The 20,380-nt window shown below is 71.0% G+C and carries 25 protein-coding genes, 2 tRNA genes, 1 other RNA gene and 1 pseudogene; 7 read left to right on the forward strand and 22 right to left on the reverse strand.

The window, feature by feature from the left end; genetic code table 11:
• Positions 1-47: 47 nt before the first annotated feature.
• The 9 genes from ACZ45T_RS09810 to ACZ45T_RS09850 all read right to left on the reverse strand — a co-directional run bounded on the left by ACZ45T_RS09810 (position 48) and on the right by ACZ45T_RS09850 (position 6,072).
• Positions 48-887 (reverse strand): RNA polymerase sigma factor SigF, encoded by an 840-nt coding sequence (locus tag ACZ45T_RS09810; RefSeq protein WP_468439255.1) that lies wholly within the window; start codon positions 885-887, stop codon positions 48-50.
• Positions 888-1,117: 230 nt separating this feature from the next.
• Positions 1,118-1,903: an RNA polymerase sigma factor SigF gene (locus ACZ45T_RS09815; RefSeq protein ID WP_468439257.1), complete on the reverse strand. Its 786-nt coding sequence runs from the start codon at positions 1,901-1,903 to the stop codon at positions 1,118-1,120.
• Between the two features lie 490 nt (positions 1,904-2,393).
• Complete coding sequence (locus ACZ45T_RS09820; protein WP_360898899.1) at positions 2,394-2,555, reverse strand: hypothetical protein; 162 nt, start codon at positions 2,553-2,555, stop codon at positions 2,394-2,396.
• Between the two features lie 391 nt (positions 2,556-2,946).
• Positions 2,947-3,234, reverse strand: coding sequence for a hypothetical protein (locus ACZ45T_RS09825; RefSeq protein ID WP_468439259.1), 288 nt, complete (start codon positions 3,232-3,234; stop codon positions 2,947-2,949).
• Between the two features lie 165 nt (positions 3,235-3,399).
• Positions 3,400-3,484 (reverse strand) — tRNA-Ser (locus tag ACZ45T_RS09830).
• A 99-nt stretch (positions 3,485-3,583) separates the two neighbouring features.
• Positions 3,584-4,012, reverse strand: coding sequence for a tRNA adenosine(34) deaminase TadA (gene tadA / locus ACZ45T_RS09835; RefSeq protein WP_468439409.1), 429 nt, complete (start codon positions 4,010-4,012; stop codon positions 3,584-3,586).
• Between the two features lie 65 nt (positions 4,013-4,077).
• On the reverse strand, positions 4,078-4,626 hold the full coding sequence (locus ACZ45T_RS09840) for a tRNA adenosine deaminase-associated protein (protein ID WP_468439261.1): 549 nt from the start codon (positions 4,624-4,626) through the stop codon (positions 4,078-4,080).
• A gap of 242 nt (positions 4,627-4,868) precedes the next feature.
• Positions 4,869-5,048 (reverse strand): hypothetical protein, encoded by a 180-nt coding sequence (locus tag ACZ45T_RS09845; RefSeq protein ID WP_361590131.1) that lies wholly within the window; start codon positions 5,046-5,048, stop codon positions 4,869-4,871.
• A gap of 82 nt (positions 5,049-5,130) precedes the next feature.
• A complete protein-coding gene (locus ACZ45T_RS09850) occupies positions 5,131-6,072 on the reverse strand; it encodes a universal stress protein (RefSeq protein ID WP_468439263.1) in 942 nt (313 codons plus the stop codon).
• Between the two features lie 221 nt (positions 6,073-6,293).
• Between ACZ45T_RS09850 and upp the strand changes: the two genes are divergently transcribed.
• Positions 6,294-6,929, forward strand: a complete 636-nt coding sequence (gene upp, locus ACZ45T_RS09855; RefSeq protein ID WP_328926482.1) for a uracil phosphoribosyltransferase — start codon at positions 6,294-6,296, stop codon at positions 6,927-6,929.
• Between the two features lie 12 nt (positions 6,930-6,941).
• Here upp and ACZ45T_RS09860 read toward each other — a convergent pair whose 3' ends face one another.
• Positions 6,942-7,616, reverse strand: a complete 675-nt coding sequence (locus ACZ45T_RS09860) for a LytR C-terminal domain-containing protein (RefSeq protein WP_468439265.1) — start codon at positions 7,614-7,616, stop codon at positions 6,942-6,944.
• Positions 7,617-7,710: 94 nt separating this feature from the next.
• Entirely contained in the window at positions 7,711-8,007 is a 297-nt protein-coding gene (locus tag ACZ45T_RS09865; protein WP_030010424.1) for a type II toxin-antitoxin system VapB family antitoxin, read from the reverse strand.
• A gap of 88 nt (positions 8,008-8,095) precedes the next feature.
• Between ACZ45T_RS09865 and ACZ45T_RS09870 the strand changes: the two genes are divergently transcribed.
• Positions 8,096-9,706 carry a helicase HerA-like domain-containing protein gene (locus tag ACZ45T_RS09870; RefSeq protein WP_468439268.1) on the forward strand — a complete coding sequence of 537 codons (1,611 nt, stop codon included), beginning with the start codon at positions 8,096-8,098 and terminating at the stop codon, positions 9,704-9,706.
• 95 nt (positions 9,707-9,801) lie between these two features.
• The gene (gene opcA / locus ACZ45T_RS09875) at positions 9,802-10,734 is read left to right on the forward strand and encodes a glucose-6-phosphate dehydrogenase assembly protein OpcA (protein WP_468439270.1); all 933 of its coding nucleotides are present in this window, start codon (positions 9,802-9,804) and stop codon (positions 10,732-10,734) included.
• Here the strand turns inward: opcA and ACZ45T_RS09880 are convergent.
• Together ACZ45T_RS09880 and ACZ45T_RS09885 are read right to left on the reverse strand one after the other, a co-directional pair.
• On the reverse strand, positions 10,683-11,156 hold the full coding sequence (locus ACZ45T_RS09880) for a cupin domain-containing protein (RefSeq protein WP_468439272.1): 474 nt from the start codon (positions 11,154-11,156) through the stop codon (positions 10,683-10,685). The genes opcA and ACZ45T_RS09880 overlap by 52 nt on opposite strands.
• A gap of 130 nt (positions 11,157-11,286) precedes the next feature.
• A complete protein-coding gene (locus ACZ45T_RS09885; RefSeq protein WP_468439274.1) occupies positions 11,287-11,889 on the reverse strand; it encodes an HhH-GPD-type base excision DNA repair protein in 603 nt (200 codons plus the stop codon).
• A gap of 108 nt (positions 11,890-11,997) precedes the next feature.
• Between ACZ45T_RS09885 and ACZ45T_RS09890 the strand changes: the two genes are divergently transcribed.
• Complete coding sequence (locus tag ACZ45T_RS09890) at positions 11,998-12,810, forward strand: VOC family protein (RefSeq protein WP_468439276.1); 813 nt, start codon at positions 11,998-12,000, stop codon at positions 12,808-12,810.
• 446 nt (positions 12,811-13,256) lie between these two features.
• Here the strand turns inward: ACZ45T_RS09890 and ACZ45T_RS09895 are convergent, their stop codons facing one another.
• Positions 13,257-13,457 carry a hypothetical protein gene (locus ACZ45T_RS09895; protein WP_468439278.1) on the reverse strand — a complete coding sequence of 67 codons (201 nt, stop codon included), beginning with the start codon at positions 13,455-13,457 and terminating at the stop codon, positions 13,257-13,259.
• A gap of 1 nt (position 13,458) precedes the next feature.
• Between ACZ45T_RS09895 and ACZ45T_RS09900 the strand changes: the two genes are divergently transcribed.
• Positions 13,459-13,896 (forward strand): hypothetical protein, encoded by a 438-nt coding sequence (locus ACZ45T_RS09900; protein ID WP_468439280.1) that lies wholly within the window; start codon positions 13,459-13,461, stop codon positions 13,894-13,896.
• Here ACZ45T_RS09900 and ACZ45T_RS09905 read toward each other — a convergent pair.
• The 7 genes and pseudogenes from ACZ45T_RS09905 to ACZ45T_RS09935 form a co-directional block, all read right to left on the reverse strand.
• Entirely contained in the window at positions 13,893-14,396 is a 504-nt protein-coding gene (locus tag ACZ45T_RS09905) for a Rossmann-fold NAD(P)-binding domain-containing protein (protein ID WP_468439282.1), read from the reverse strand. The two genes, ACZ45T_RS09900 and ACZ45T_RS09905, sit on opposite strands and share 4 nt — an antisense overlap.
• Positions 14,397-14,505: 109 nt before the next feature.
• Positions 14,506-14,787: pseudogene (locus tag ACZ45T_RS09910) on the reverse strand (SDR family oxidoreductase); the annotation flags it as partial.
• A gap of 115 nt (positions 14,788-14,902) precedes the next feature.
• On the reverse strand, positions 14,903-15,325 hold the full coding sequence (locus ACZ45T_RS09915; RefSeq protein ID WP_468439284.1) for a PIN domain-containing protein: 423 nt from the start codon (positions 15,323-15,325) through the stop codon (positions 14,903-14,905).
• On the reverse strand, positions 15,322-15,537 hold the full coding sequence (locus ACZ45T_RS09920; protein WP_361525789.1) for a type II toxin-antitoxin system VapB family antitoxin: 216 nt from the start codon (positions 15,535-15,537) through the stop codon (positions 15,322-15,324). The genes ACZ45T_RS09915 and ACZ45T_RS09920 overlap by 4 nt, the downstream gene beginning before the upstream one ends.
• A 147-nt stretch (positions 15,538-15,684) precedes the next feature.
• Positions 15,685-16,110, reverse strand: coding sequence for a hypothetical protein (locus ACZ45T_RS09925; protein WP_468439286.1), 426 nt, complete (start codon positions 16,108-16,110; stop codon positions 15,685-15,687).
• Positions 16,107-16,385: a CopG family transcriptional regulator gene (locus ACZ45T_RS09930; RefSeq protein ID WP_468439288.1), complete on the reverse strand. Its 279-nt coding sequence runs from the start codon at positions 16,383-16,385 to the stop codon at positions 16,107-16,109. Before ACZ45T_RS09930 ends, ACZ45T_RS09925 begins: the two co-directional genes overlap by 4 nt.
• 405 nt (positions 16,386-16,790) lie before the next feature.
• A complete protein-coding gene (locus ACZ45T_RS09935) occupies positions 16,791-19,217 on the reverse strand; it encodes a helicase C-terminal domain-containing protein (protein WP_468439290.1) in 2,427 nt (808 codons plus the stop codon).
• A gap of 347 nt (positions 19,218-19,564) precedes the next feature.
• Between ACZ45T_RS09935 and ACZ45T_RS09940 the strand changes: the two genes are divergently transcribed.
• Complete coding sequence (locus ACZ45T_RS09940; protein ID WP_468439292.1) at positions 19,565-19,840, forward strand: hypothetical protein; 276 nt, start codon at positions 19,565-19,567, stop codon at positions 19,838-19,840.
• A 245-nt stretch (positions 19,841-20,085) separates the two neighbouring features.
• Here ACZ45T_RS09940 and ACZ45T_RS09945 read toward each other — a convergent pair.
• A tRNA-Ser gene (locus ACZ45T_RS09945) sits at positions 20,086-20,173 on the reverse strand.
• Positions 20,174-20,280: 107 nt separating this feature from the next.
• Between ACZ45T_RS09945 and ffs the strand changes: the two genes are divergently transcribed.
• An RNA gene (gene ffs / locus ACZ45T_RS09950) (signal recognition particle sRNA small type) lies at positions 20,281-20,379 on the forward strand.
• Position 20,380 lies beyond the last annotated feature (1 nt).

Here is a 20,380-nt window from a genome sequence, read left to right on the forward strand (position 1 = left end):
GCCAGTTTTCCTGACGGATCGTCAATTGGGAAGCGTGCGGCGCCCGGTCACTCTCCGATGAGGCCTACGCGCAGTTGCGCGAGGGTGCGGGTCAGCAGCCGGGAGACGTGCATCTGGGAGATGCCGACCTCCTCGCCGATCTGCGACTGCGTCATGTTCGCGAAGAACCGCAGCATGATGATCTGCCGTTCCCGGGGCGGGAGTTTGGCGAGCAGCGGCTTCAGGGACTCGCGGTACTCGACGCCTTCGAGCGCGGTGTCCTCGTAACCGAGGCGGTCCGCGAGCGAGCCCTCGCCGCCCTCGTCCTCCGGGGAGGGCGAGTCGAGCGAGGAGGCGGTGTAGGCGTTGCCGACGGCGAGACCGTCGACCACGTCCTCCTCCGAGACCCCGAGCACGGCGGCGAGCTCCGGCACGGTCGGCGAGCGGTCCAGTTTCTGGGCGAGCTCGTCGCTGGCCTTGGTCAGCGCGAGGCGCAGCTCCTGGAGCCGGCGCGGGACGCGGACGGACCAGGAGGTGTCCCGAAAGAATCGTTTGATCTCGCCCACGACGGTCGGCATCGCGAACGTCGGGAACTCCACGCCGCGTTCGCAGTCGAACCGGTCGATCGCCTTGATCAGGCCGATCGTGCCGACTTGGACGATGTCCTCCATCGGCTCGTTGCGACTGCGGAACCGGGCGGCGGCGTACCGGACCAGGGGCAGGTTCAGCTCGATCAGGGTGTCACGTACGTACACCCGGTCGGGGCTGTCCGCGTCCAGGGCGGCAAGTCGCTGGAAGAGGGAGCGGGAGAGGGTGCGGGTGTCGATGGCTTCCGAGCGGTCGGACACGGCCGGTGCCGGGCTCTTGATGAGCGTGAGCACCTTGGAGCTGCCCTGGTCTACGGACATGCCACCCCCTTGAGGTCGCGGACGGTCGCGTACGGCGCGCCCGTCGGAGGAACGCAGCCTCCACCTGAATACCGGAGGCGGGGCTGCGGCAAACGCGGTTCCAGCAGAATGTCACATGTCGGCAACACGCTGTAGCGCCAAGTCGACATATATCTCCAGCGACAGAAGAGGCCAGAAGGGGATCAGCCCGTTCTGTCGGGAAACGTGTGGATGATCTCCACTCGTTACGGTTACGCCTCGATCCTGTTTGCGGATCTCAGTCGGGCGAAACTCCGGGCGAGCAGTCGGGAGACGTGCATCTGCGAGACGCCGAGCTCGGCGCTGATCTGGGACTGCGTCAGGTTGTTGTAGTACCGCAGGAGCAGGATCCGCTGTTCGCGCTCGGGCAGTTGTACGAGGAGGTGGCGTACGAGGTCGCGGTGTTCGACCCCGGCCAGCTCCGGGTCCTCGTAGCCGAGGCGGTCGAGCAGCCCGGGCATGCCGTCGCCCTCCTGGGCGGCCTCCAGCGAGGTGGCGTGGTAGCTCCGCCCGGCCTCGATGCAGGACAGCACCTCGTCCTCGGTGATGCGCAGCCGCTCGGCGATCTCGGAGGTGGTCGGGGTGCGGCCGTGCAGGGTGGTGAGGTCCTCGGTGGCGGCGTTGACCTGGACCCACAGCTCGTGGAGGCGGCGCGGCACGTGGACGGTGCGGACGTTGTCGCGGAAGTACCGCTTGATCTCGCCGACGACGGTCGGCATGGCGAAGGTCGGGAACTGCACGCCGCGGTCCGGATCGAACCGGTCGATCGCGTTGATCAGCCCGATGGTGCCGACCTGGACCACGTCCTCCATCGGCTCGTTGCGGCTGCGGAAGCGGGCGGCCGCGTACCGGACGAGCGGGAGGTTGGCCTCGATGAGGGCTCCGCGCACCCGGGTGTGCTCGCCGGTGCCCGGCTCCAGGTCCTTCAGCTGCGCGAAGAGGACCTGGGTGAGGGCCCGGGTGTCCGCGCCCCGGCTCTGGGGTCTCGGCGCGGCCACAGGCTCCTCGGGCGGCTCCTGCCGGGGCCCCTGGAGCGGTTCCTGGCGGGATTCCTGGCGGGCTCCCGGGTGGGCTCCCGGGTGGGCTCCCTGGTGGGGTTCCCGGCCGGACTCGTGACGCGATTCCGGGAGGGCGTCCTGGCGGGGCTCCTGACGAGCGTCCTGACGAAGGTCCTGACGGGGCTCCTGACGGGGCTCCTGGCGGGGCTCCTGGCGGGGCTCCGGCTGGGGCGGTACTTGGGGGTCCTGCTGGGGCGGCACTTGAGGCGCAGTACTGGCCGGCACGGTCACGCCACCCCTTCAGTCAACTCATCCGTCAAAAGCGGTCATAGCATCACAACACAGGTGCACTGTGTGCAAGCACCGTATATCTCCGTGTTGAGGGCAAGTTGGGCATATCAGGGCAATCTGCCCAGTGGTGGGTAGCAAAAGGCCCCCCACCCGTCGGAGTGGGGGGCCGGAAGTCCGGGAACCGCTTCAGCGTACGGGTTCAGCGCACCAGTTCGGTCATGAACTCGCCGATGCCGGATGCGGCATCCGATATCCCCTGGAAGCCTATTTCCACGAGCTCGGCAGCTCTCTTCGGCTGGGTGATGATCACGAAGAGGACGAACACGGTGAGGGCACCCGTGATGAGTTTCTTGGTGTCCACGAGCGGGCGGCCTCCCCAACCGGTCCTTGCAAGTCGGGTGAGTCTAACCGGTCAGGATCGGACACTCACCTGTCCTTTAAGGACCAATGACCCGACACTCCGGGCCCTTTGCCGCTGCGTGCGCGGTTGCGGAGGACGCAGGATTGATGTGAGCCCACCGGTTCTGGCAGGAAATCGGTGGGTGAGGGACAGGACCTCACTGCGGGGTCCGAGCCGCAAGCTTCCCCCCTGACTGCGGCTCGGACTGGCAGGTCCCGTTCTCATCGGGGGAGGTGGCTTTGTCCCCCCGACGCCACCTCCCCCGTCCCACGCGAAGAAGGTCCCGACCCCGGTCGGGGCCTTCTTCGCGTGCGCATCCGCGGGGCGCAGGGCGCAGGGCGCGGGGCGGGGGCTACTGGATGGCGCCGGCCAGGTCCGTGAGGGGCTGTACGGGGGCGATCAGGGGCGCCAGGTGGTTGGGCAGCTCCATGAGCGCGTTGAGCTGGTTCGCGCCCTCGCTGATCTTCGACCCGATCTCCTGGACGGAAGCGGGCTGGGCCCCCGCCGGCATGCCCTGCGGCGCCGGCAGGTCCGGGAGGGTGAGGGGGGCGATCGGGGAGGCCGAGGCGGCCGGAGCGGCGAGGCCCGCGGCGGCCCCCGCGAGGGCGAAGGCGGCGAGCATGCGCTGGGTCTTGGTCATGCCGTGACAACGGCCGAAGCGGCGGGCGGTCACGCCGCCGTACTCCGGAAGGTGCGTCTGCGGGCAGGGCGCGGCGCGTACGACGTACCGACGCTCGACACCCGACGCGTACCTCGATGCAAACGACGAGAGCCCCACCCTTGCGGATGGGGCTCTCGATCGGAGCGGTAGTGGAGGGATTTGAACCCCCGATGGGTTGCCCCATACTCGCTTTCGAGGCGAGCTCCTTCGGCCACTCGGACACACTACCGAGATGGATCCTAGCCTACGGAGCGGCATGCTCTGAAATCGGTGTCACCCGAGCGTGCGGAATCCCGCTTCCGAGGGCTTCGGACGGCTCCGGAGGCCTTCAGAGGTCGCGGAAGAAGCCGGTCAGCTGCCGGGCGCACTCCTCGGCGAGGACGCCGCGGATCACCTCGGGGCGGTGGTTGAGCCTGCGGTCCCGTACGAGGTCCCACAGCGACCCGGCCGCGCCCGCCTTCTCGTCGTCCGCGCCGTAGACGACCCGGGCGACGCGCGACTGCACGAGCGCGCCCGCGCACATCACGCACGGCTCCAGGGTCACCACGAGGGTGCACCCCGGAAGCCGCCATTCCCCGAGCGCGGCGGCCGCCCGGCGCAGCGCCACCACCTCGGCGTGCGCCGTCGGGTCGCCGGTCGCCTCGCGCTCGTTGTACCCGGTGGCGAGGACGTCCCCCTCCGGGCCGAGCACGACGGCGCCGACCGGCACATCGCCGGCCGGCACCGCCCGGGCGGCCTCCTGGAGCGCCAGGCGCATGGAGTCCCGCCACGGGTCCCGTACGGGATCGGGATCGGTGGTGAGCGTGTCGTGCAGGGGGGTCACTAGCGGACGGCCTCCAGGACCTCGGTGGCGCCGAGGGACTCGGCGATCTCCGAGAGGGCGTCCCCGTCGAGGGTCATCAGTTGTTTGTGGGTCACGCCGAGGTCGTCCAGCAGGCGGGGGTCGCCGAGCGGACCGGCCGGTACCGGCTCCGCGCCGCTCCCGCCCACCTCGTCCTCGTCGGTGTCCTCGTCCGTGTAGACGGCGACGGCATCCTCTTCGCCGTCCTCGGTGCCGTCCAGGTCCAGTTCGTCGAGTTCGTCCTCCTCCTCGTCGCTGCCCAGCAGCTCTTTGGTCAGCATCGAGCCGTAGGAGCTGCGGGCGGCCGCGGAGGCGTTCGATACGAAGTACCGCGGGTCCTCCTCGCCGTCCACGCGGACGACGCCGAACCAGGCGTCCTCCTGCTCGATGAGGGCGACCACCGTGTCGTCGTCGACAGCGGCGGAACGGGCGAGATCGATCAGATCACTGAGGGACTCGACGTCGTCGAGTTCCATGTCGCTCGCTTCCCACCCGTCTTCGGTGCGCGCGAGCAGTGCGGCGAAATACACCGTGACTCTCCCACTGGTCTTAGGCGTGCCGGTTGGAGGTCCCCCCGGCCGGAGGATGGGGTGGAACGGCCGTGCTGCTCGCCGTCCGTACCCCGCCCAATCGGCATCGTGGCAGAAACGGCGGCTTTGCGAGAGGTCTTCGACGCTTGCGTCGTGCCGTGGCCTTGCCGTGGCGGGGGCTGTACGGGGTTGGCGGCGCGGCGTGTCGGGGTGTTGACGGGGCGGAGCCGTGGCGGGAGGCGCTACCAGCGGAAGGTGCGCATGCGCATCTGCTGGCGCATGCGGGCCGCGCGGGCGCGGCGGGGCTGGACGCGGTCGCGGAGCTCGCGCGCCTCCATCAGGTCGCGCAGGAACTGCGCGCGGCGTGCTCGGCGCTGCGCCGCGGTCTCCGGCGCATCGTCGCTCGGCTGCGTGTCGGGCATCGGCCACCACCCTGGCTGGTCGGTCATCCCCCCTGCACCCACCTTCCCCCGGACAGCCCGTTTGATGCCACCCCACCGCAGGTCAGAGGTCGTCCGTGAGGGTCGGGACGACCGCCACCGGGCCGTGCGCGTGCTGGAGCACCGCGTTCGCCACCGAGCCGATCAGAAGCGACATGGCGGTGCGCCGCGGGTGGTGCCGGCCCACCACGACCAGCGCCGCCGACCGGGAGGCCGTGACCAGCCGGCCCGCCGGATCGCCCGGTACGGCGGCCTGCTCGACCGGTACGTCCGGATGGCGGGTACGGAACGGCGCGAGCCGCTCCGTCTGGGACCGCAGCATCTCCCGCTCGGCCGGTACGCCGTCCCCTCCGTCCGCCAGGCCCTCCGGCGGGATCACCGCGAAGGGGCTGTCGATCACCATGGTCGGCGCGGGCGGGACGGAGTAGGCCGAGACCACCTGGACGGTGGTCCCCCGCACGGCCGCCTCGGTGAACGCGAAGGCCAGTACGTCGTCGGGCGTCTCGGCGGCGTGCAGCCCGAGCACCACCTTCCCGGCCGACTCCTCCGAGGCGGCGTCGGGGACCTTCCGCTCCGCGTGCGGGACCACCACCACCGGGCAGGGCGCCGTGGTCGCCACGGCCCGGCTGTTCGAGCCGAGCAGCAGGCTGGCGAAGTCGCCGCGGCCCCGGGAACCCATCACCAGCATCAGGGCCTCGGCCCCGATCACCCGCAGCGCCTCGGGGACGGAGCCCTCCAGCGACTCGTACTGGACCCCCTCCGGCAGCTCGTCGCCGCCGCCGAGCAGGGCCCGGATCCGGTCGGCCACCGGATCGGCGAATTCCTCCGGCTGCGAGGCGTCGTGCAGAGCCGACCGGCGTCCCGCATACAACTGGGCGTGGTCGGGCAGTACATGGGCGACCATCAGCCCCGTCCCGTGCCGGACGGCTGCGGCCCTGGCCCACTCCAGGGCCTTGAGGCTGTGTTCGGATCCGTCGACGGCTGCGATCACCGGTGCGTTGCCCATGGGTCCAGCGTGCTGGGCGTCCGGGCAGGTCGCATCCGCAAGCCGCGAGGCGCAAGCGCAGGCCGCGTGCGCCGGTCGCATCCGCAGGTCGCATCCACAGGCCGCTGCGGCGTGGCCGCCGCTTCGGACGCGAAGGGGCCGCGTCAGCGCGTAGCCTTTTGGGTGCAGGTCGCGTCGTGCGACCGTTTTTGCAGGTCGCAGGCTGAGTTTTGGAGGATGTTGTGCGTTTGCAGGTCGTCGATCACCCCTTGGTGGCGCACAAACTCACCACCCTGCGCGACAAGCGCACCGACTCGGCCACCTTCCGGCGGCTGGCCGACGAGCTGGTGACCCTGCTCGCGTACGAGGCCACCCGGGACGTGCGCACCGAGCAGGCCGACATCGAGACGCCGGTCGCCCCGACCACCGGCGTGAAGCTCTCGCACCCGCGCCCGCTGGTCGTGCCGATCCTGCGCGCCGGCCTCGGCATGCTCGACGGCATGGTGCGGCTGCTGCCGACCGCCGAGGTGGGCTTCCTGGGCATGGTCCGCAACGAGGAGACCCTGGAGGCCTCCACGTACGCGACGCGCATGCCCGAGGACCTCTCCGGGCGGCAGGTCTACGTCGTCGACCCGATGCTCGCCACCGGCGGCACGCTCGTCGCCGCGATCCGCGAGCTGATCAAGCGCGGCGCCGACGACGTCACGGCCGTGGTGCTGCTGGCCGCGCCCGAGGGCGTCGAGATCATGGAGCGCGAGCTGGCGGGCACGCCGGTGACGGTGGTGACGGCCGCGGTGGACGAGCGGCTCAACGAGCACGGCTACATCGTGCCGGGCCTGGGTGACGCGGGCGACCGGATGTACGGCTCCGCCGAATAGCCGTCCGGCGCTTCAGCAGTTCTTGGCGGGCGCGGGCACGGGGTTGGCCAGGACGGCCAGCGCCTTGTCCGCGTCCTCCTTCGTACTGAGCTCCTTGAAGGCGTCACCCAGGATCAGGTCGATGTCCGCGCCCTCGCGGGCGTCGGTCTGCTGGGTGGTGCCGGCGAGCTGCGTGCCGAGTACGGAGAAGGCGGCCTTGTCGGTCGTGGGGGCGCCGAGCAGTATCCCGGTGCCGGGGACCTTCTTGTCGAAGTCGGCCGGGGCGTTGCCCACGTTGCCGATGACGAAGCCGCGTTTGGCCAGCTCGTCGCCGACGGCCTTGGCCAGGCCCGCGCGCGGGGTCGCGTTGTAGACGTTGACCGTGATCGCGCCGGGCGGGGGGAGCACGACGGCCGGTTTGGCGGGGGTCGCGGCGCTGGAGGCGGCCTCGGGGCCGCCCTTGACGGCGTCCTTCGGAGGCGTGGTCGGGCAGTCCTTGGAACCCGCAGCCGTGTTCCGCTTGGGGCTGTCGCCCCGGAACACGTCGATGAGCTGCAGTGCCCCGTAGCCGACCAGGGCGAGCGCGAGGACCGAGCCGAGCACGGCGAGGACGATCCGACGACGGCTCCGCTTACGGCTCATGCGGGGGTAGGCGGCTCCCGTGACGCGGTACTTTCCGCCCATGCCGGGGGGAGTGAGCATGCTCATGGGCGCAGCGTAGTGCCGCCCGGTGGCGATGCCTACTAAATGATCTGCTGATAGGTCAATGGTGACCCGAAAGGCGCAATCTACGCGAAGCGCGTCAGTCCATTTCGAGGACGCGGGCGTGCAGCACCTGCCGCTGCTGGAGCGCGGCGCGCACGGCGCGGTGCAGCCCGTCCTCCAGGTACAGGTCGCCCCGCCACTTCACGACGTGGGCGAAGAGGTCGCCGTAGAAGGTGGAGTCCTCGGCGAGCAGCGTTTCGAGGTCCAGCTGTCCCTTGGTCGTCACGAGCTGGTCGAGCCGGACCGGGCGCGGCGCGACATCCGCCCACTGCCGGGTGGTTTCCCTGCCGTGGTCGGGGTACGGCCGTCCGCTTCCGATGCGCTTGAAGATCACACGGAAAGCCTACCGGGCCCGTGCCTGCGGGCGCAGCCTCGCAGCGGTGGTGCAAAAGTGGCGAACAGCGCTATTTGGGGAGTGATGCATGAGCGAGAGCACCGACCCCGCCGTCCCGGCGGACCAGACGGGACCGGCCGGGAAGATCGTCGCCGGGTACGCCTTCACCGGTCCCGCGCTCGACCTCGGGGCCCTGCTCTGGGAGGGCGGCTGCCTGCCGGACCATCAGATCCGCATCCCGCTGTCCATGCTCAACCGCCACGGGCTGGTCGCCGGGGCCACCGGCACTGGCAAGACCAAGACCCTCCAGCTCATCGCCGAGCAGCTGTCGGCGGCCGGCGTCCCCGTCTTCCTCGCGGACATCAAGGGGGACGTCTCGGGGATCTCCGCGCCCGGCACGCCCAACGAGAAGACCGATGAACGGGCCCGGGACGTGGCCCAGAAGTGGGAGCCCACCGGATACCCGAGCGAGTTCTACTCGCTCGGCGGGATCGGTCCCGGGATCCCCGTCCGCTCCACGGTCACCAGCTTCGGCCCGGTGCTGATGTCGAAGGTGCTCCAGCTCAACCAGACGCAGGAGCAGTCCCTCGGCCTGATCTTCCACTACGCCGACACCAAGGGCCTGGAGCTGATCGACCTCAAGGACCTGCGCGCGGTCGTCGCCTTCCTCGTCTCCGACCAGGGCAAGGCCGAGCTCAAGGGCATCGGCGGACTGTCCACGGTGACGGCCGGGGTGATCCTGCGGGCGCTGACCGCCTTCGAGCAGCAGGGCGCCGCGGAGTTCTTCGGCGAGCCGGAGTTCGACACCGGCGAGTTCCTGCGTACGGCCGCCGACGGCCGCGGCACGGTATCCCTACTGGAACTCCCGGCGGTCCAGGACAAGCCGCAGCTCTTCTCCACCTTCCTGATGTGGCTGCTGGCCGACCTCTACAACGACCTGCCGGAGGTCGGCGACCTGGAGCAGCCCAAGCTCGTCTTCTTCTTCGACGAGGCGCACCTGCTCTTCAACGGGGCCTCGAAGGCCTTCCTCGCGTCCATCACCCAGACGGTGCGGCTCATCCGCTCCAAGGGCATCGGCGTCTTCTTCGTGACGCAGACCCCCAAGGACGTGCCGGCGGACGTGCTCGCCCAGCTCGGCAACCGGGTGCAGCACGCCCTGCGCGCCTTCACCCCCGACGACGCCAAGGCGCTGAAGGCGACCGTGAAGACCTTCCCCAACTCCGCGTACGACCTGGAGGAACTGCTGACCCAGCTGGGGACCGGCGAGGCCGTCATCACCGTGCTCAGCGAGAAGGGCGCCCCGACCCCGGTCGCGGCGACCCGGCTGCGCGCCCCGCAGTCGCTGATGGGACCCATCGAGGCGGCGGCCCTGGACCGGGCGGTGAAGTCCTCGCTGCTCTACTCGCGCTACGCGGAGCCGGTCGACCGGGAGTCGGCGTACGAGAAGATCACCGCCGAGCAGGCCGCGGCCGAGGCGCAGGCGGAGGCCGCCGCGGCCGCCGCCGAGGCCGAGAAGCAGGCCAAGGCGGCGGAGAAGGATGCCGCGAGGACCGCGCGCAGCGCCCCGAAGCCGGATTCCTCGCTGGCCGAGCAGGTGGTGGGGAGCGGGCTGTTCCGCTCGCTGGCCCGGTCGATCGGGACGCAGCTGGGCCGGGAGATCTCGCGTTCGATCTTCGGGACGGCGCGCAGGCGCCGCTGAGACCGCGAGCGGGCCCGGGGCGCAAAGAGTCCGACCCCGGCCCAATGAGTCCGACCGGGTGCCGCGGGTGGGGTGCGCGCTGACAGACTCGGTGCATGCGGACCGAACTCACCGACACCACGTCCAGCAAGGTCAACCGGGCACTGCTCGAAGCCCGCCGGGCCATAGGCAGCCCCACCATGGGGCTGGTGCTGACCCTCGTCGTCGTCACCGACGAGGAGAACGCCTACGACGCCGTGCGCGCGGCCTCCGAGGCCTCGCGCGAGCACCCGTGCCGGATCATCGCGGTGATCAAGCGGACCTCGCGCGGCTCGCACAAGCTCCGCGCGAGCCGGATGGACGCCGAGCTGCGGGTCGGCTCGGACGCCGGGACCGGGGAGATCGTGCTGCTGCGCCTGCACGGCGCGCTGACCGGGCAGGCGGGCTCGGTGGTCCTGCCGCTGCTCGTGCCGGACGCGCCGGTGGTGGCGTGGTGGCCGGCCGACGCCCCCGCCGACCTGGCGCGGGACCCGCTGGGCGCGCTCGCGCAGCGCCGGATCACGGACGCGGCCGCCGCCTTCGACCCGGTCGGCGTGCTCGACGAGCGGGCCGCGGGCTACCAGCCCGGCGACACCGACCTGGCCTGGACCCGGCTGACGCCGTGGCGGGCCCTGCTGGCCGCCGCCCTGGACCAGAAGCCGCTGCCGGTGACCGGCGCGGCGGTGGAGAGCGAGCCCGAGAACGCGAGCGCCGAGCTGCTGGCGCGCTGGCTGGAGGACCGGCTGGGCATTGCGGTGGCCCGGCTGGCGACCGACGGCCCGGTGATCACCGGGGTCAGCCTGCAGACCACGGCCGGGGAGATCCGGGTGGACCGGCCCGCGGGCGTGCTGGCCACCCTTTCCCTGCCGGGGAGCCCCGACCGCAAGGTGGCCCTGAAGATCCGCAGCGGCGCCGAACTGATCGCGGAGGAACTGCGCCGCCTCGACGCGGACGTGGTCTACGGCTCCGCGCTGCGGCGACGGCCGCTCCAGGCCTCGCTCTCCGCGTAGTGGTTGTCGTAGGTCGACGAGCTGTCCTTGATGTCCTGGACGGTGGCCTCGCCCGCGTTGACCCGGCCGAGCAGCCGGTAGTAGTCGAAGCGGCCCATGCCGGGCGTGAAGCCGACGAAGACGCTGGCGGTGTGGCCGGCGGCGGGGGCGAAGGCGTGCTTGACGCCCGGCGGGATCGCGATGAAGTCACCGGCGCCGAGGGTCTGGATCTCGTCGCCGACGAGGATGTCGAGCTGCCCCGCGGTCACGTGGAAGAACTCGGTGGCCTTGGTGTGGAAGTGCACCGGGGCGCCGTTCGCGCCCTCGTCGAAGGTGGCGGTGTTGCAGGTGAGCTCGGCGGTGTCCGTGAGCAGCGTGATGAGGCTGCCGGGGGCGTCGTAGATGGCTTCGGCGGTGGCGGCGCGGGTCGCGATCTCTGTCATGTCCACTAATCTACGGGCGCGATAGACCGGCCACAGGGGTCAATTGGATCTCTCTCCGGCCGGTCAATTCCTCACCGCGAGCCGCCGCGAGCCACCGCCGGCCACCGCGAGCCACCGCGAACGGCCGTGGTCAGGAGCCGCCGGCGGCCTTCGCCGCCTTCGCCGCGGCCTTCATCTCCTGCTTGTGCGCCCGCACCTTGGCCAGGGACTCCGGGCCCGTGATGTCGGCCGCCGACCGGTAGACGTTCGCCTGGCCGTACCCGCCCGCCGCCTCCCGCCAGCCCGCGGGCCGCACGCCGAGCCGCTTGCCCAGCAGGGCCAGGAAGATCTTCGCCTTCTGCTCCCCGAAGCCGGGCAGCGCCTTGAGGCGCTTCAGCAGCTCCTCGCCGGTCGCGGCGTCGGCCCAGACGGCCTCCGCGTCCCCGCCGTAGTGCTCCACCAGGTACGCGCACAGCTGCTGGATCCGCGTCGCCATCGACCCCGGATACCGGTGCACGGCGGGCTTCTCGGAGAGCATCGCGGCGAAGGCCTCCGGGTCGTACGCGGCGATGGCGTGCGCGTCCAGATCGTCGGCGCCCATCCGCTGGGCGATCGTCCAGGGCCCCGAGAACGCCCACTCCATCGGCACCTGCTGGTCCAGCAGCATCCCGACGAGCGCGGCGAGCGGGCTGCGGCCGAGCAGGGCGTCGGCCTCCGGCTGCTGGGCCAGCCGGATGGTGATGTCCTTGTCCATGGGTCCAGCGTCCCGCGCGGGTGCGTTCCCCGCGCGGTCGGCACACCGCGCGCCTAGCGTGAGTACGACGACGACAAGAACCGGTACGAGTCGAGGAGTCGATCGATCATGAAGGAGTTCACCGAAGGCGCGCCGTGCTGGGTGGACGCGATGTTCGGGGACGTGGAGGGCGCCAAGACCTTCTACGGTGACGTGCTGGGCTGGACCTTCGGCGAGGCCAGCAGTGAGTACGGGAACTACACGCAGGCCTACTCCGACGGCAAGGCCGTCGCCGCCGTCGTCCCGCCGATGCCGGGGACCGACGCCCCCTCGCAGTGGTGTCTGTACTTCGCCTCGCCCGACGCGGCGGCCACGGCCGAGAAGGTCACGTCGGCCGGCGGCGAGGTGCTGATGGGCCCGATGCAGGTGGGCAGCTTCGGCACGATGCTGATCGCGAAGGAGCCGAGCGGCGCGGTCTTCGGCGTCTGGCAGCCGGGCGAACACAAGGGCTTCGAGAAGATGGGCGAGGCGGGCTCGTACGCCTGGGCGGAGGTCTTCACCCGGGAGCCGGACAAGGCGGACGACTTCCTGCCGAAGGTCTTCCCGTACGCCGGCCAGCAGATGGAAGCGGGCGACGACCCCGAGATGGCCGGCATGGACTTCAAGGTCTTCAGCGCCGGCGGCGCCGAGAACGTGGTGCTGGGCCGGATGAAGATGGGCGACGAGTTCCCGCCGGAGATCCCCTCGTACATCCAGATCTACTTCGGTGTCCCAAACTGCGACGAGGCGGTCGAGAAGACCAAGAAGCACGGCGGGAAGCTGCACTTCGGCCCGATGGACAGCCCGTTCGGCCGCTTCGCGGCGGTGACCGACCCGCAGGGCGCGGCCTTCGCGGTGATCGACATGTCGACGACGGTCGGCGAGATGCCGAGCTTCGGCTGAGCCGTCCGGGCGACCCGCGTACGTGTCCGTGCCCCTGCCGGTGGTTCACGGCAGGGGCACGGGGCTGTGGGGCGACCGCCTCAGTGGAGGGATATCGGCCGCCCGGCCAGCCCCGCCAGACTGCGGCGGCCCGGATCACCCGTTTGCCGGAGCCCGTTCACCGCAGAATCGATCACGCGGGTCGGTCGGCGGGTCAGGCGGTGACCTCCGGCGACGACGGACCGTGGGCCGCCGGATCGCCGCGGCTCACGATCCGGCAGACTGCCCCGCTGGCACGGAAGTTCCATCTGCGTGGGGGCGGATTTCATGAGGCGCTGGACGGTTGTGGCGGCCGCGGGATGTGGTCTGGCGATGCTGGCGGTGAGCTCGTGCTCGATGCCACCCGCGCCGCCGTTGTCGCCGGGAGCAGTGCCCTCACCCGCGAAGTCGTGGGCGCCACCGCCGTCTCAGCCCCCCGCGCCGTCGCCACCTTCTCCCTCACCCTCGTCCTCGCCCTCGCCTCCTCCTTCGTCTCCGCCCGAGCCGCCGTCGACCTCCGGTCCGGCCACGTCGGTCGGGGACGGCAAGGTCACGGCCGCCGACGAGCCGTTGCTGGCGGCGGTCCGGCGGATCCCGGATTTCCAGGTTCCGGGCGATGACTCCGTCATCGTGATCCACCGAGAAGAGCCGGGCACGGGCGAGCTCGCCTGGATGCCGGACGACCGGAACTACTGCCTCGCCGTGATCCGGTACGAGGGCGTGACGACCTCCTGCAAGCCGCTTCCCAAGTCCTGGGCGCGGATCGGGATCCGGCTGGTGACCAAGGGCCGGCCGTACCCCGACCAGCCCGGCAGGTCGGAGACCCGGACGGTCTTCTTCGCCGTCGTGGACGGCGGCCACGGCCCGTACCGCTACGCCGGATCCGGTACGCCGGGACCCGGCATGGGTCCGATCCGCGACGCCACGGCCGTCTTCGCCTCCGGCCGGACGCTGAGCCTGCTGACGTACGAGCGCCCCACCGTGGGTCTCTCGCTGGGCGACCGCGAGATCTGCAGCACGGACAACGCCATCTGCTTCCCGGCCCTCGACGTCTACGACGAGGACTAGTGCTGTGGGACCGGGCTGCCGAAGGCGTCGGCGTGGGCGGCCGCCCATTGCGCGAAGGTGCGCGGCGGGCGGCCGAGGACGCGCTCGACCGTCGGCGTCACCTCGGCCACCGACTCGGGGACCGTCGCCCACATGTTCAGCATGAAGTCGATGCCCTCCTCGGGCCAGCCCTCGGCCCGCCACCGTCCGCGCGCCTGATCGTCGGTCAGCTCGGTGAATCGGAGCTCGCGGCCGGTCGCCGCGGCGATGGCGGCCACCTTGTCGGCCGGGGTGAGCGCTTCGGGTCCCGTCACCACGTAGCGCTGTCCGGCGTGCCCGCGCCCGGTCAGTACGGCCGCCACGACGTCGGCGACGTCGTTCTCGTCCGCCGAGGCGGTCCTGCGCCGCCCGTACGGCTCGCGCACCTCGGCCGTGTCGCGGATCGCGGCGGCCCATCCCAGCGCGTTGGACATGAGGTCGATCGGCCAGACGAAGGTCCACTCCAGGCCGCTGTCCCGCACGGCCCGCGTCAGCTGCCCGCCGCCCCCGCCGCTCCCGCCGCCCCCGTCCCCCCCCGTCCGACAGGACCGTGAGCCGCCGTACGCCCGCCTCGGCGGCCATCGCGATGATCCGCGGCCCGTTCCGCAGCGGGGCGTGGTCGGGCCCGGTCGCGCCGAGCAGGTGCACGGCGCTGACGCCTTCCAGGGCCGCTGCCAGCGTGTGCGGCTCGGTCAGATCGCCGCCCACCACGTCGACTTCGCCGGGTAGCCCGGCCGCCGCCGCCCCGGCCGGGGCGCGCGTCAGCGCGCGCACCTTCCGGCCGTCCCGCACGAGCCGCTCGACCACGCGGCGGCCCACCGTCCCCGTCGCTCCACTCACCAGGATCGTCGTGCGGGGGACGATAGGCGCCATGTAGGTCGCCCTACGTCCGCATGGGGTCTCCTCGGCAGCGTCCAACTCGCGCTGGTGTCGGGCCTCCGTACGGACGGCTGACGCGCCGGTACGGCCGGAACGTGAGGCTGCCGACTTACTTCCCGGGCTCCGGGCCGTACCACTGGAGGGGCTGGCCGGTCACTGACGCGATGCACTCGAAGTCGTGGTCGCGATGAAGGAGGGTGAGCCCTTGCAGCTCGGCTGTCGCGGCGAGGACAAGGTCGACGGCACCGGCGCTTCGGTGCTTTCCCTGCTTGGTGAGGGCGTCCTGGACCTGCCAGGCGCGGTCGTAGGCGCGGTCGTCGACGGGAACCCAGCCGAAGATCAGCCGCATGTCCTCGATGCCGCGCGCCCGGTCGGCTGACGTCCGGGCACTGTGGAAGAACTCCAGCTCGGTGATGGGGCAGGTGGCGATGAGACCGGCGGCTGCGGCCTGGTCCCAGCCGTACTGCTCCGCATCCCCGCGCATGAAGCGCGCGAGCGCGCTGGTGTCGATCAGGAACTGTGCGGCGTTCACCGCCTGTAGTTCCCCTTGTTCTCGAACAGCTCCAGGTCGAAGGCACCCTCGTCGGCCGCGGCGCGGAGCCGGGTGAGGGCCAGGGCGCGGCGCCGGTTCTCCAGCACCTCGCGCAGGGCGGTGTTGACGGTCTCCTTCTTGGTGCTCGTCCCGAGGGCTTTCGCCACGTCGGCGACCAGCTCGTCGTCCAGATCGATGACGGTCCGACTCATGTGCACCTCCTGGATATCAACTATGGGTTCAAGTATATCTCGCGAGCTGCATTCCGCGGTGAGGCACTGGCGGGCTGCTTGGATGCCTCCGTCAGGACGGCCCTGGACGGGGGTGAATGAGACCGGGAGCGAGACCAGAGCATCGGGTCACACCTCCTTGACGACGATCGAGTCCGGGACCAGCCTTTCCAGGTCGTCCACGTCCGACGTGAAGAGGGTGACCTGCCCCTTTTGCTGCCGCGCGATGACGGCGAGTACCGCGTCGATCGCGTACTCGTGGCCGTGCAGCTCGGCGTCTGCGAGGAGTCGACGGGCCTGGCGGGCCTCGTCCTTCCCGATCTCGGCGACTTTGAGCCGGGAGAGGACCCAGTCCCAGCGCTGCTCGGTGGTCCTGTCGTCGTAGGCCTCGATCAGCGTCATCGGAGACGTGACCACCTCGGCCTCACCCCGGGCGGCGATGTCGAGCCAGGCGATCATCCTCCGGTCGCCGCGCACGGCCAGGGACAGGGCCTCGCAGTCGAGTACGAAGGTGCGCAGCGGCGGCTGCCCGCCCCCACCGGCCCACTTCTTCACGCGGCCTCTCCCGCCTTGCGCCTTCCGGTGGCACGGCGGCGCTCGTGCTCGGCGTCGAGATCCTCCAGCTCCTCGGACGCGGCCAGGCGCTCGTCTTCAGTGACAGGGCCGTGCTCCTCCTGGAGCCAGTCGACCAGCTCCTGTAGCCGGTCCCTATCGCGCTTGAACCGCAGGGCCTCGGCGACGTACGCCGACAGGCCCCGCTCGGCCGCCTCCGCCCGGATCTCGTCCAGGAGCTCCTCGGGGATGGTCACCGTAATCTTCTTGGTCGCCATACAAAGGACCATACTCCCGGTGTCACCCCCCTTACCTGTGTACGCGGCGACGACCACCCGGACCGGGGAACGCAGAAGGCCCCGGCCGGTTTCCCGGTCGGGGCCTTCAAGTGCCCGGTGAGGCACTGGCGGAGGATACGAGATTCGAACTCGTGAGGGGTTGCCCCCAACACGCTTTCCAAATGTTCGTACGCCCGTCCGGCTAGGGTCGTACTCGTCCTGACCTGGGGCGGAACCTAGCCCAGAGGGTTCGCAGGATGGCCCTGGACGAGTACGAATGAGACCGGAACTGAGACCGGTCCCGGGTCCCTGAGCCAGCTCAGGGACCCATGCCGTGGCGGACCACGACGTCAGGCTGCGGGAGAAGGCTCGGGCTGCAGCGCTGACCTTGGGCGCCTGACCGGCCTACTGGGGCATGACGCCGTGAATGCGGGAGAGCGTGAAGACGCGCTCGGCTTCGCGCAGGTGGCACCAGGCTTCCAGGTAGGGCGGGTCGAGTTCCAGGCTGCTCAGGGTGCGGACGGTGCGACTGCCCGAGGTCGCGACATATTCGACCGTGATGGAGGTGCCGGCGTCGATGGCTTGGGCGAGCTGGCGGACATCGCTGTACGACAGGTGCTTCGCGTATCCGGCGACGATCTCCTCGGTGTCCGTTCCGAAGGGGACTCCGCTGCCGAAGGGGTCGGGTTCCGGCGCGGTCGGTGGTGCGGCCAGCAGTCGGACAGCCAGATCATCAATGTCGGCGCCGCCCGGGACCTTCGACGTGCGGATGGCCGTGTTTGGGGTGCCGTGCTTGTCGCCGGTCTGCCGAGGGGCCGGAACAGGAGCGGCCGCCCGCTGGGGCCGGACCTTCTCGATGCGTACGGTTCCCCCGGCCGTTTCAGCGACGGGGGCGTAGCCCTCGGCGCGGAGCGCTGCGAGGGTTGTGTCGAGCGAGCTACGACTGACCAGAACAGTCGGCGCGAGCTGGCGCAAGCCGAGCTTGGAGAGCTTGCGGTGGGCGGCGAGTTCGGCCAGGAGCGCCGGCTCCTCGCCGTGGAGGACGCAGGCGGCCGGGGCGATGCGCACGCGTCCGTGGCCCCGCGCGGTGTCGGCGATGAGATAGGACAGGGGCTGGGGCAGAGGCCCGGCTGTGATGGCGGCCAGATCGGCTGCGATGTCCCCCGGGGCGCGGCCGGCGTCCAGGGCCCGTCGGATGCTGGCGGAGCTGAACCGCCACACCGAGGCCGTGCCACTGGTTTCCCTGTCCGCGGTGGCATCGAGGACCAAGGTGACCCGCGCGGCCGGTGTGCCGGCGACGACGGCGGTGAGGTCTGCACCGATCCGAGCCGTTTCGGCAGCCAGGGGCAGCAGCCGTCGGCAGGTGGCGATCAGTGCTTGTGCGTCGTCGGCGAGCAGATGGGCGCCGAGAGCCGACAGGGCGCCTCGGGCGATCACTCCGAACAGTTCGGCCTCGCGGATCACTGTGGCGAACGGGGTTACGTCCGTGGGCGAGGTGTCAGCAAGCGGGCGGTGCCAGGCCACCGTTGGTCCGAGATCGGAGGCGGCCTTCACACCCTGACCGGCAGGGAGCTCCGCCGCTGCGGCGAACAGCCCGTGGCGGGCCTGGCGGCAGCCGATGCAGGGTGGTGCACCCGCGAGGGCGGGGAGCGCCCTGTCGTCCTCGTCGCGCGCCTGGGTTGGGGTGAGCGGCAGGTCGCGCCAAGCCTGGAGCAGCATGGCCAGCCGCTCCGCAGGCTCCTGGTCCGCCCAGACGTCGTATGCCTCGGTCGGCGCCACGCGGTCGCCGTCCCGGGCCAGCAGCCCGGCCGTGTACGCGGTCTCCAGGGTGATGCGGACCACGGCATCGTCGGCTTGGGCGGCCTTGCCGATCCGGGCCAGCTCACGTGCGCCGATCCCACCGGACTTGAGCCTGGCCGGCGGAGCCGAGGAACATGCCGAGAGAACCGAGGTGGCGTGGGCCGCGAACGCCGTGGCCGCGGCTGCGGCCTCCCGCTCCACGTCGGCGGGGGTGATGGACACCAGTTGAGGAGACGGTGCGAGCGGGTCGAAGGGGGCGTGCCAGGTGGGCCCGCGCAACGCCAGCGCGACTTCGACGGGCATGCGCGCGGGACCGTATCGGCGGCGGTCCTGGATCAGGAGGCCCCGGTCGAGTGCCCATCGCGCCCCCGGTTCGAGGACGGGGCCAGGGGTCCCGAACACGAGGGACTGCGGCGGCCTCGGCGCAGACCCTGCCCGGTGGGTCAGCAGCTTCTGTGTGACCGCGGGCGCTCGTGCCACCACTTCGGCAACGACTTCGGGGTCGCTGAGGTGCGCGACGAGCACCGCCATACGCTGCTGCTTGGTGCCGGGCGGCTTGATGCCCAGCGCCGCCAACATGCCGCGTAGCCCGTCGGAGGTCATGTCCGCCAGCAGCTCCGCAAGCGGTGCGTCCAGCCCGAGCGGCGCGTCCCATGCCTGCCGCAACGGTGCCGCCGTATGGAGCCTTCCGTTGTGGTCCGGCCAGACCAGCGCGTGCCCGGCCAGAGTCTCCAGGACCGCTTCCAGTGCGAGGCCGGCCTCGCCTGCCGTCGCTCCCAGCAGCTTCGCCAGGGCCTCGCGCGACGCGGTCGTCCCGAGCGCCGCCACGGCCTCGGCCACCTGCAAGTCGGGCAGGGTGAGCAGGGGCAGCGCGAGTGCCACCGACCCCGGCCGCTGAAGGCGGTCCGCCAGCTCCCCCACCGAGCGGGGCTCCGGAGGGGACGCGGTGTCGGTCCGTGTCGCGAGCACGCGTGCCAGGCGCGGGCCGTCGAGACCGCGCAGCCAGGTTGTCAGCGTTGATCCGGACGCCATGGAAACCTCACCTCCGGCCAGGAAACGGGCCGCGGCCGGACCTCGGCCAGTCCGGCACCGGGCTCAAGGATGGCCCATCCGGTGGGTGTGGACGTCTCGCGAGGCGAAAGATCCCCGCCCACGGGTGACGTCGAGCCGCGGACGCGCCCTGCCCACCCTGACGCCGGGCGGGTTCGGCAAGTCGCTGTCGCAGGCGGACTGCGGCTGCCGGACACAGCTGGCGGCGACTCGGCGGATGCGTTCCGTCACAGCCCGGGTTCGGGTCGTTTTCGGCCCTCTCCAGGGCCACCCGGCCTAGGGTGGTCTTCAGGCATGGGCCCGTGGACCACAGCGTGGAGGAGCCGATCATGAGCACTGCCCCGAATCTGCCGCTCCCGCCGCGCGGACCTGAGGAGCCTCATCCGCTTCGGACGATTCGGGAGATCCGCGAGTCCCTGCCCGAGCAACAGCTTGGGCACTTCGATGCCGAGCTGGCCGACACCGACATCGATGCCTTGCCCGACATGCTTCACCGCTGGGCGACCCTGGGCAGCGACGGGTTCCTTGAGCGGCTTACGGCGGCCCCGTTCGAGGGTCTGGAGTTCGGGCAGCGTTCCTATGACGACGCGGCGGACGGCGAGTGATCTATCTGCTCGACACCAATGTGGTCGCGGAGATCACCACCCGGCCGAAGCCTCCCCGGCCGTCGTCGCCTGGGCTAGGTCGGTTCCAGCTCCTGCCCTCTATCTGAGCGTCATCACGATCGCGGAGATCGAGACGGGCATCCAAGGGGCGCCGGATCTGGTTCTGAGACTGGAACTGAGACCACGGAACGCAGAAGGCCCCGGCCGGTTTCCCGGTCGGGGCCTTCAAGTGCCCGGTGAGGCACTGGCGGAGGATACGAGATTCGAACTCGTGAGGGGTTGCCCCCAACACGCTTTCCAAGCGTGCGCCCTAGGCCACTAGGCGAATCCTCCGCCGCAAACAATACAAGACGTTGAGGGGTGCTCGCGAACGTGATCGTCGGCCGGAGAGCGGGTGGGGGTCCGGCTCGATTCCGGGGGCCTCCATCCGCTAGGGTGGGGCCAGCCCCTCACGTGGCGCTATCTCACCCAACTCCCCCAGGGCCGGAAGGCAGCAAGGGTAAGTGGGCTCTGGCGGGTGCGTGGGGGGCGCTTTGCGTT

Source organism: Streptomyces sp. NPDC030995, from assembly GCF_055571215.1.

Coding starts and splice junctions, on each gene's coding strand:
- opcA (WP_468439270.1), top strand. CDS start 9,802: ATGCGGACCGAACTCACCGACACCACGTCCAGCAAGGTCAACCGGGCA.
- ACZ45T_RS09810 (WP_468439255.1), bottom strand. CDS start 887: ATGTCCGTAGACCAGGGCAGCTCCAAGGTGCTCACGCTCATCAAGAGC.
- ACZ45T_RS09860 (WP_468439265.1), bottom strand. CDS start 7,616: ATGAGCATGCTCACTCCCCCCGGCATGGGCGGAAAGTACCGCGTCACG.
- ACZ45T_RS09895 (WP_468439278.1), bottom strand. CDS start 13,457: ATGACGGAGTCATCGCCCGGAACCTGGAAATCCGGGATCCGCCGGACC.
- ACZ45T_RS09870 (WP_468439268.1), top strand. CDS start 8,096: ATGAGCGAGAGCACCGACCCCGCCGTCCCGGCGGACCAGACGGGACCG.
- ACZ45T_RS09880 (WP_468439272.1), bottom strand. CDS start 11,156: ATGACAGAGATCGCGACCCGCGCCGCCACCGCCGAAGCCATCTACGAC.
- ACZ45T_RS09885 (WP_468439274.1), bottom strand. CDS start 11,889: ATGGACAAGGACATCACCATCCGGCTGGCCCAGCAGCCGGAGGCCGAC.
- ACZ45T_RS09825 (WP_468439259.1), bottom strand. CDS start 3,234: ATGACCAAGACCCAGCGCATGCTCGCCGCCTTCGCCCTCGCGGGGGCC.
- ACZ45T_RS09930 (WP_468439288.1), bottom strand. CDS start 16,385: ATGGCGACCAAGAAGATTACGGTGACCATCCCCGAGGAGCTCCTGGAC.
- ACZ45T_RS09935 (WP_468439290.1), bottom strand. CDS start 19,217: ATGGCGTCCGGATCAACGCTGACAACCTGGCTGCGCGGTCTCGACGGC.
- ACZ45T_RS09850 (WP_468439263.1), bottom strand. CDS start 6,072: ATGGGCAACGCACCGGTGATCGCAGCCGTCGACGGATCCGAACACAGC.
- ACZ45T_RS09890 (WP_468439276.1), top strand. CDS start 11,998: ATGAAGGAGTTCACCGAAGGCGCGCCGTGCTGGGTGGACGCGATGTTC.
- ACZ45T_RS09920 (WP_361525789.1), bottom strand. CDS start 15,537: ATGAGTCGGACCGTCATCGATCTGGACGACGAGCTGGTCGCCGACGTG.
- ACZ45T_RS09845 (WP_361590131.1), bottom strand. CDS start 5,048: ATGCCCGACACGCAGCCGAGCGACGATGCGCCGGAGACCGCGGCGCAG.
- ACZ45T_RS09940 (WP_468439292.1), top strand. CDS start 19,565: ATGAGCACTGCCCCGAATCTGCCGCTCCCGCCGCGCGGACCTGAGGAG.
- tadA (WP_468439409.1), bottom strand. CDS start 4,012: ATGCGCCTGGCGCTCCAGGAGGCCGCCCGGGCGGTGCCGGCCGGCGAT.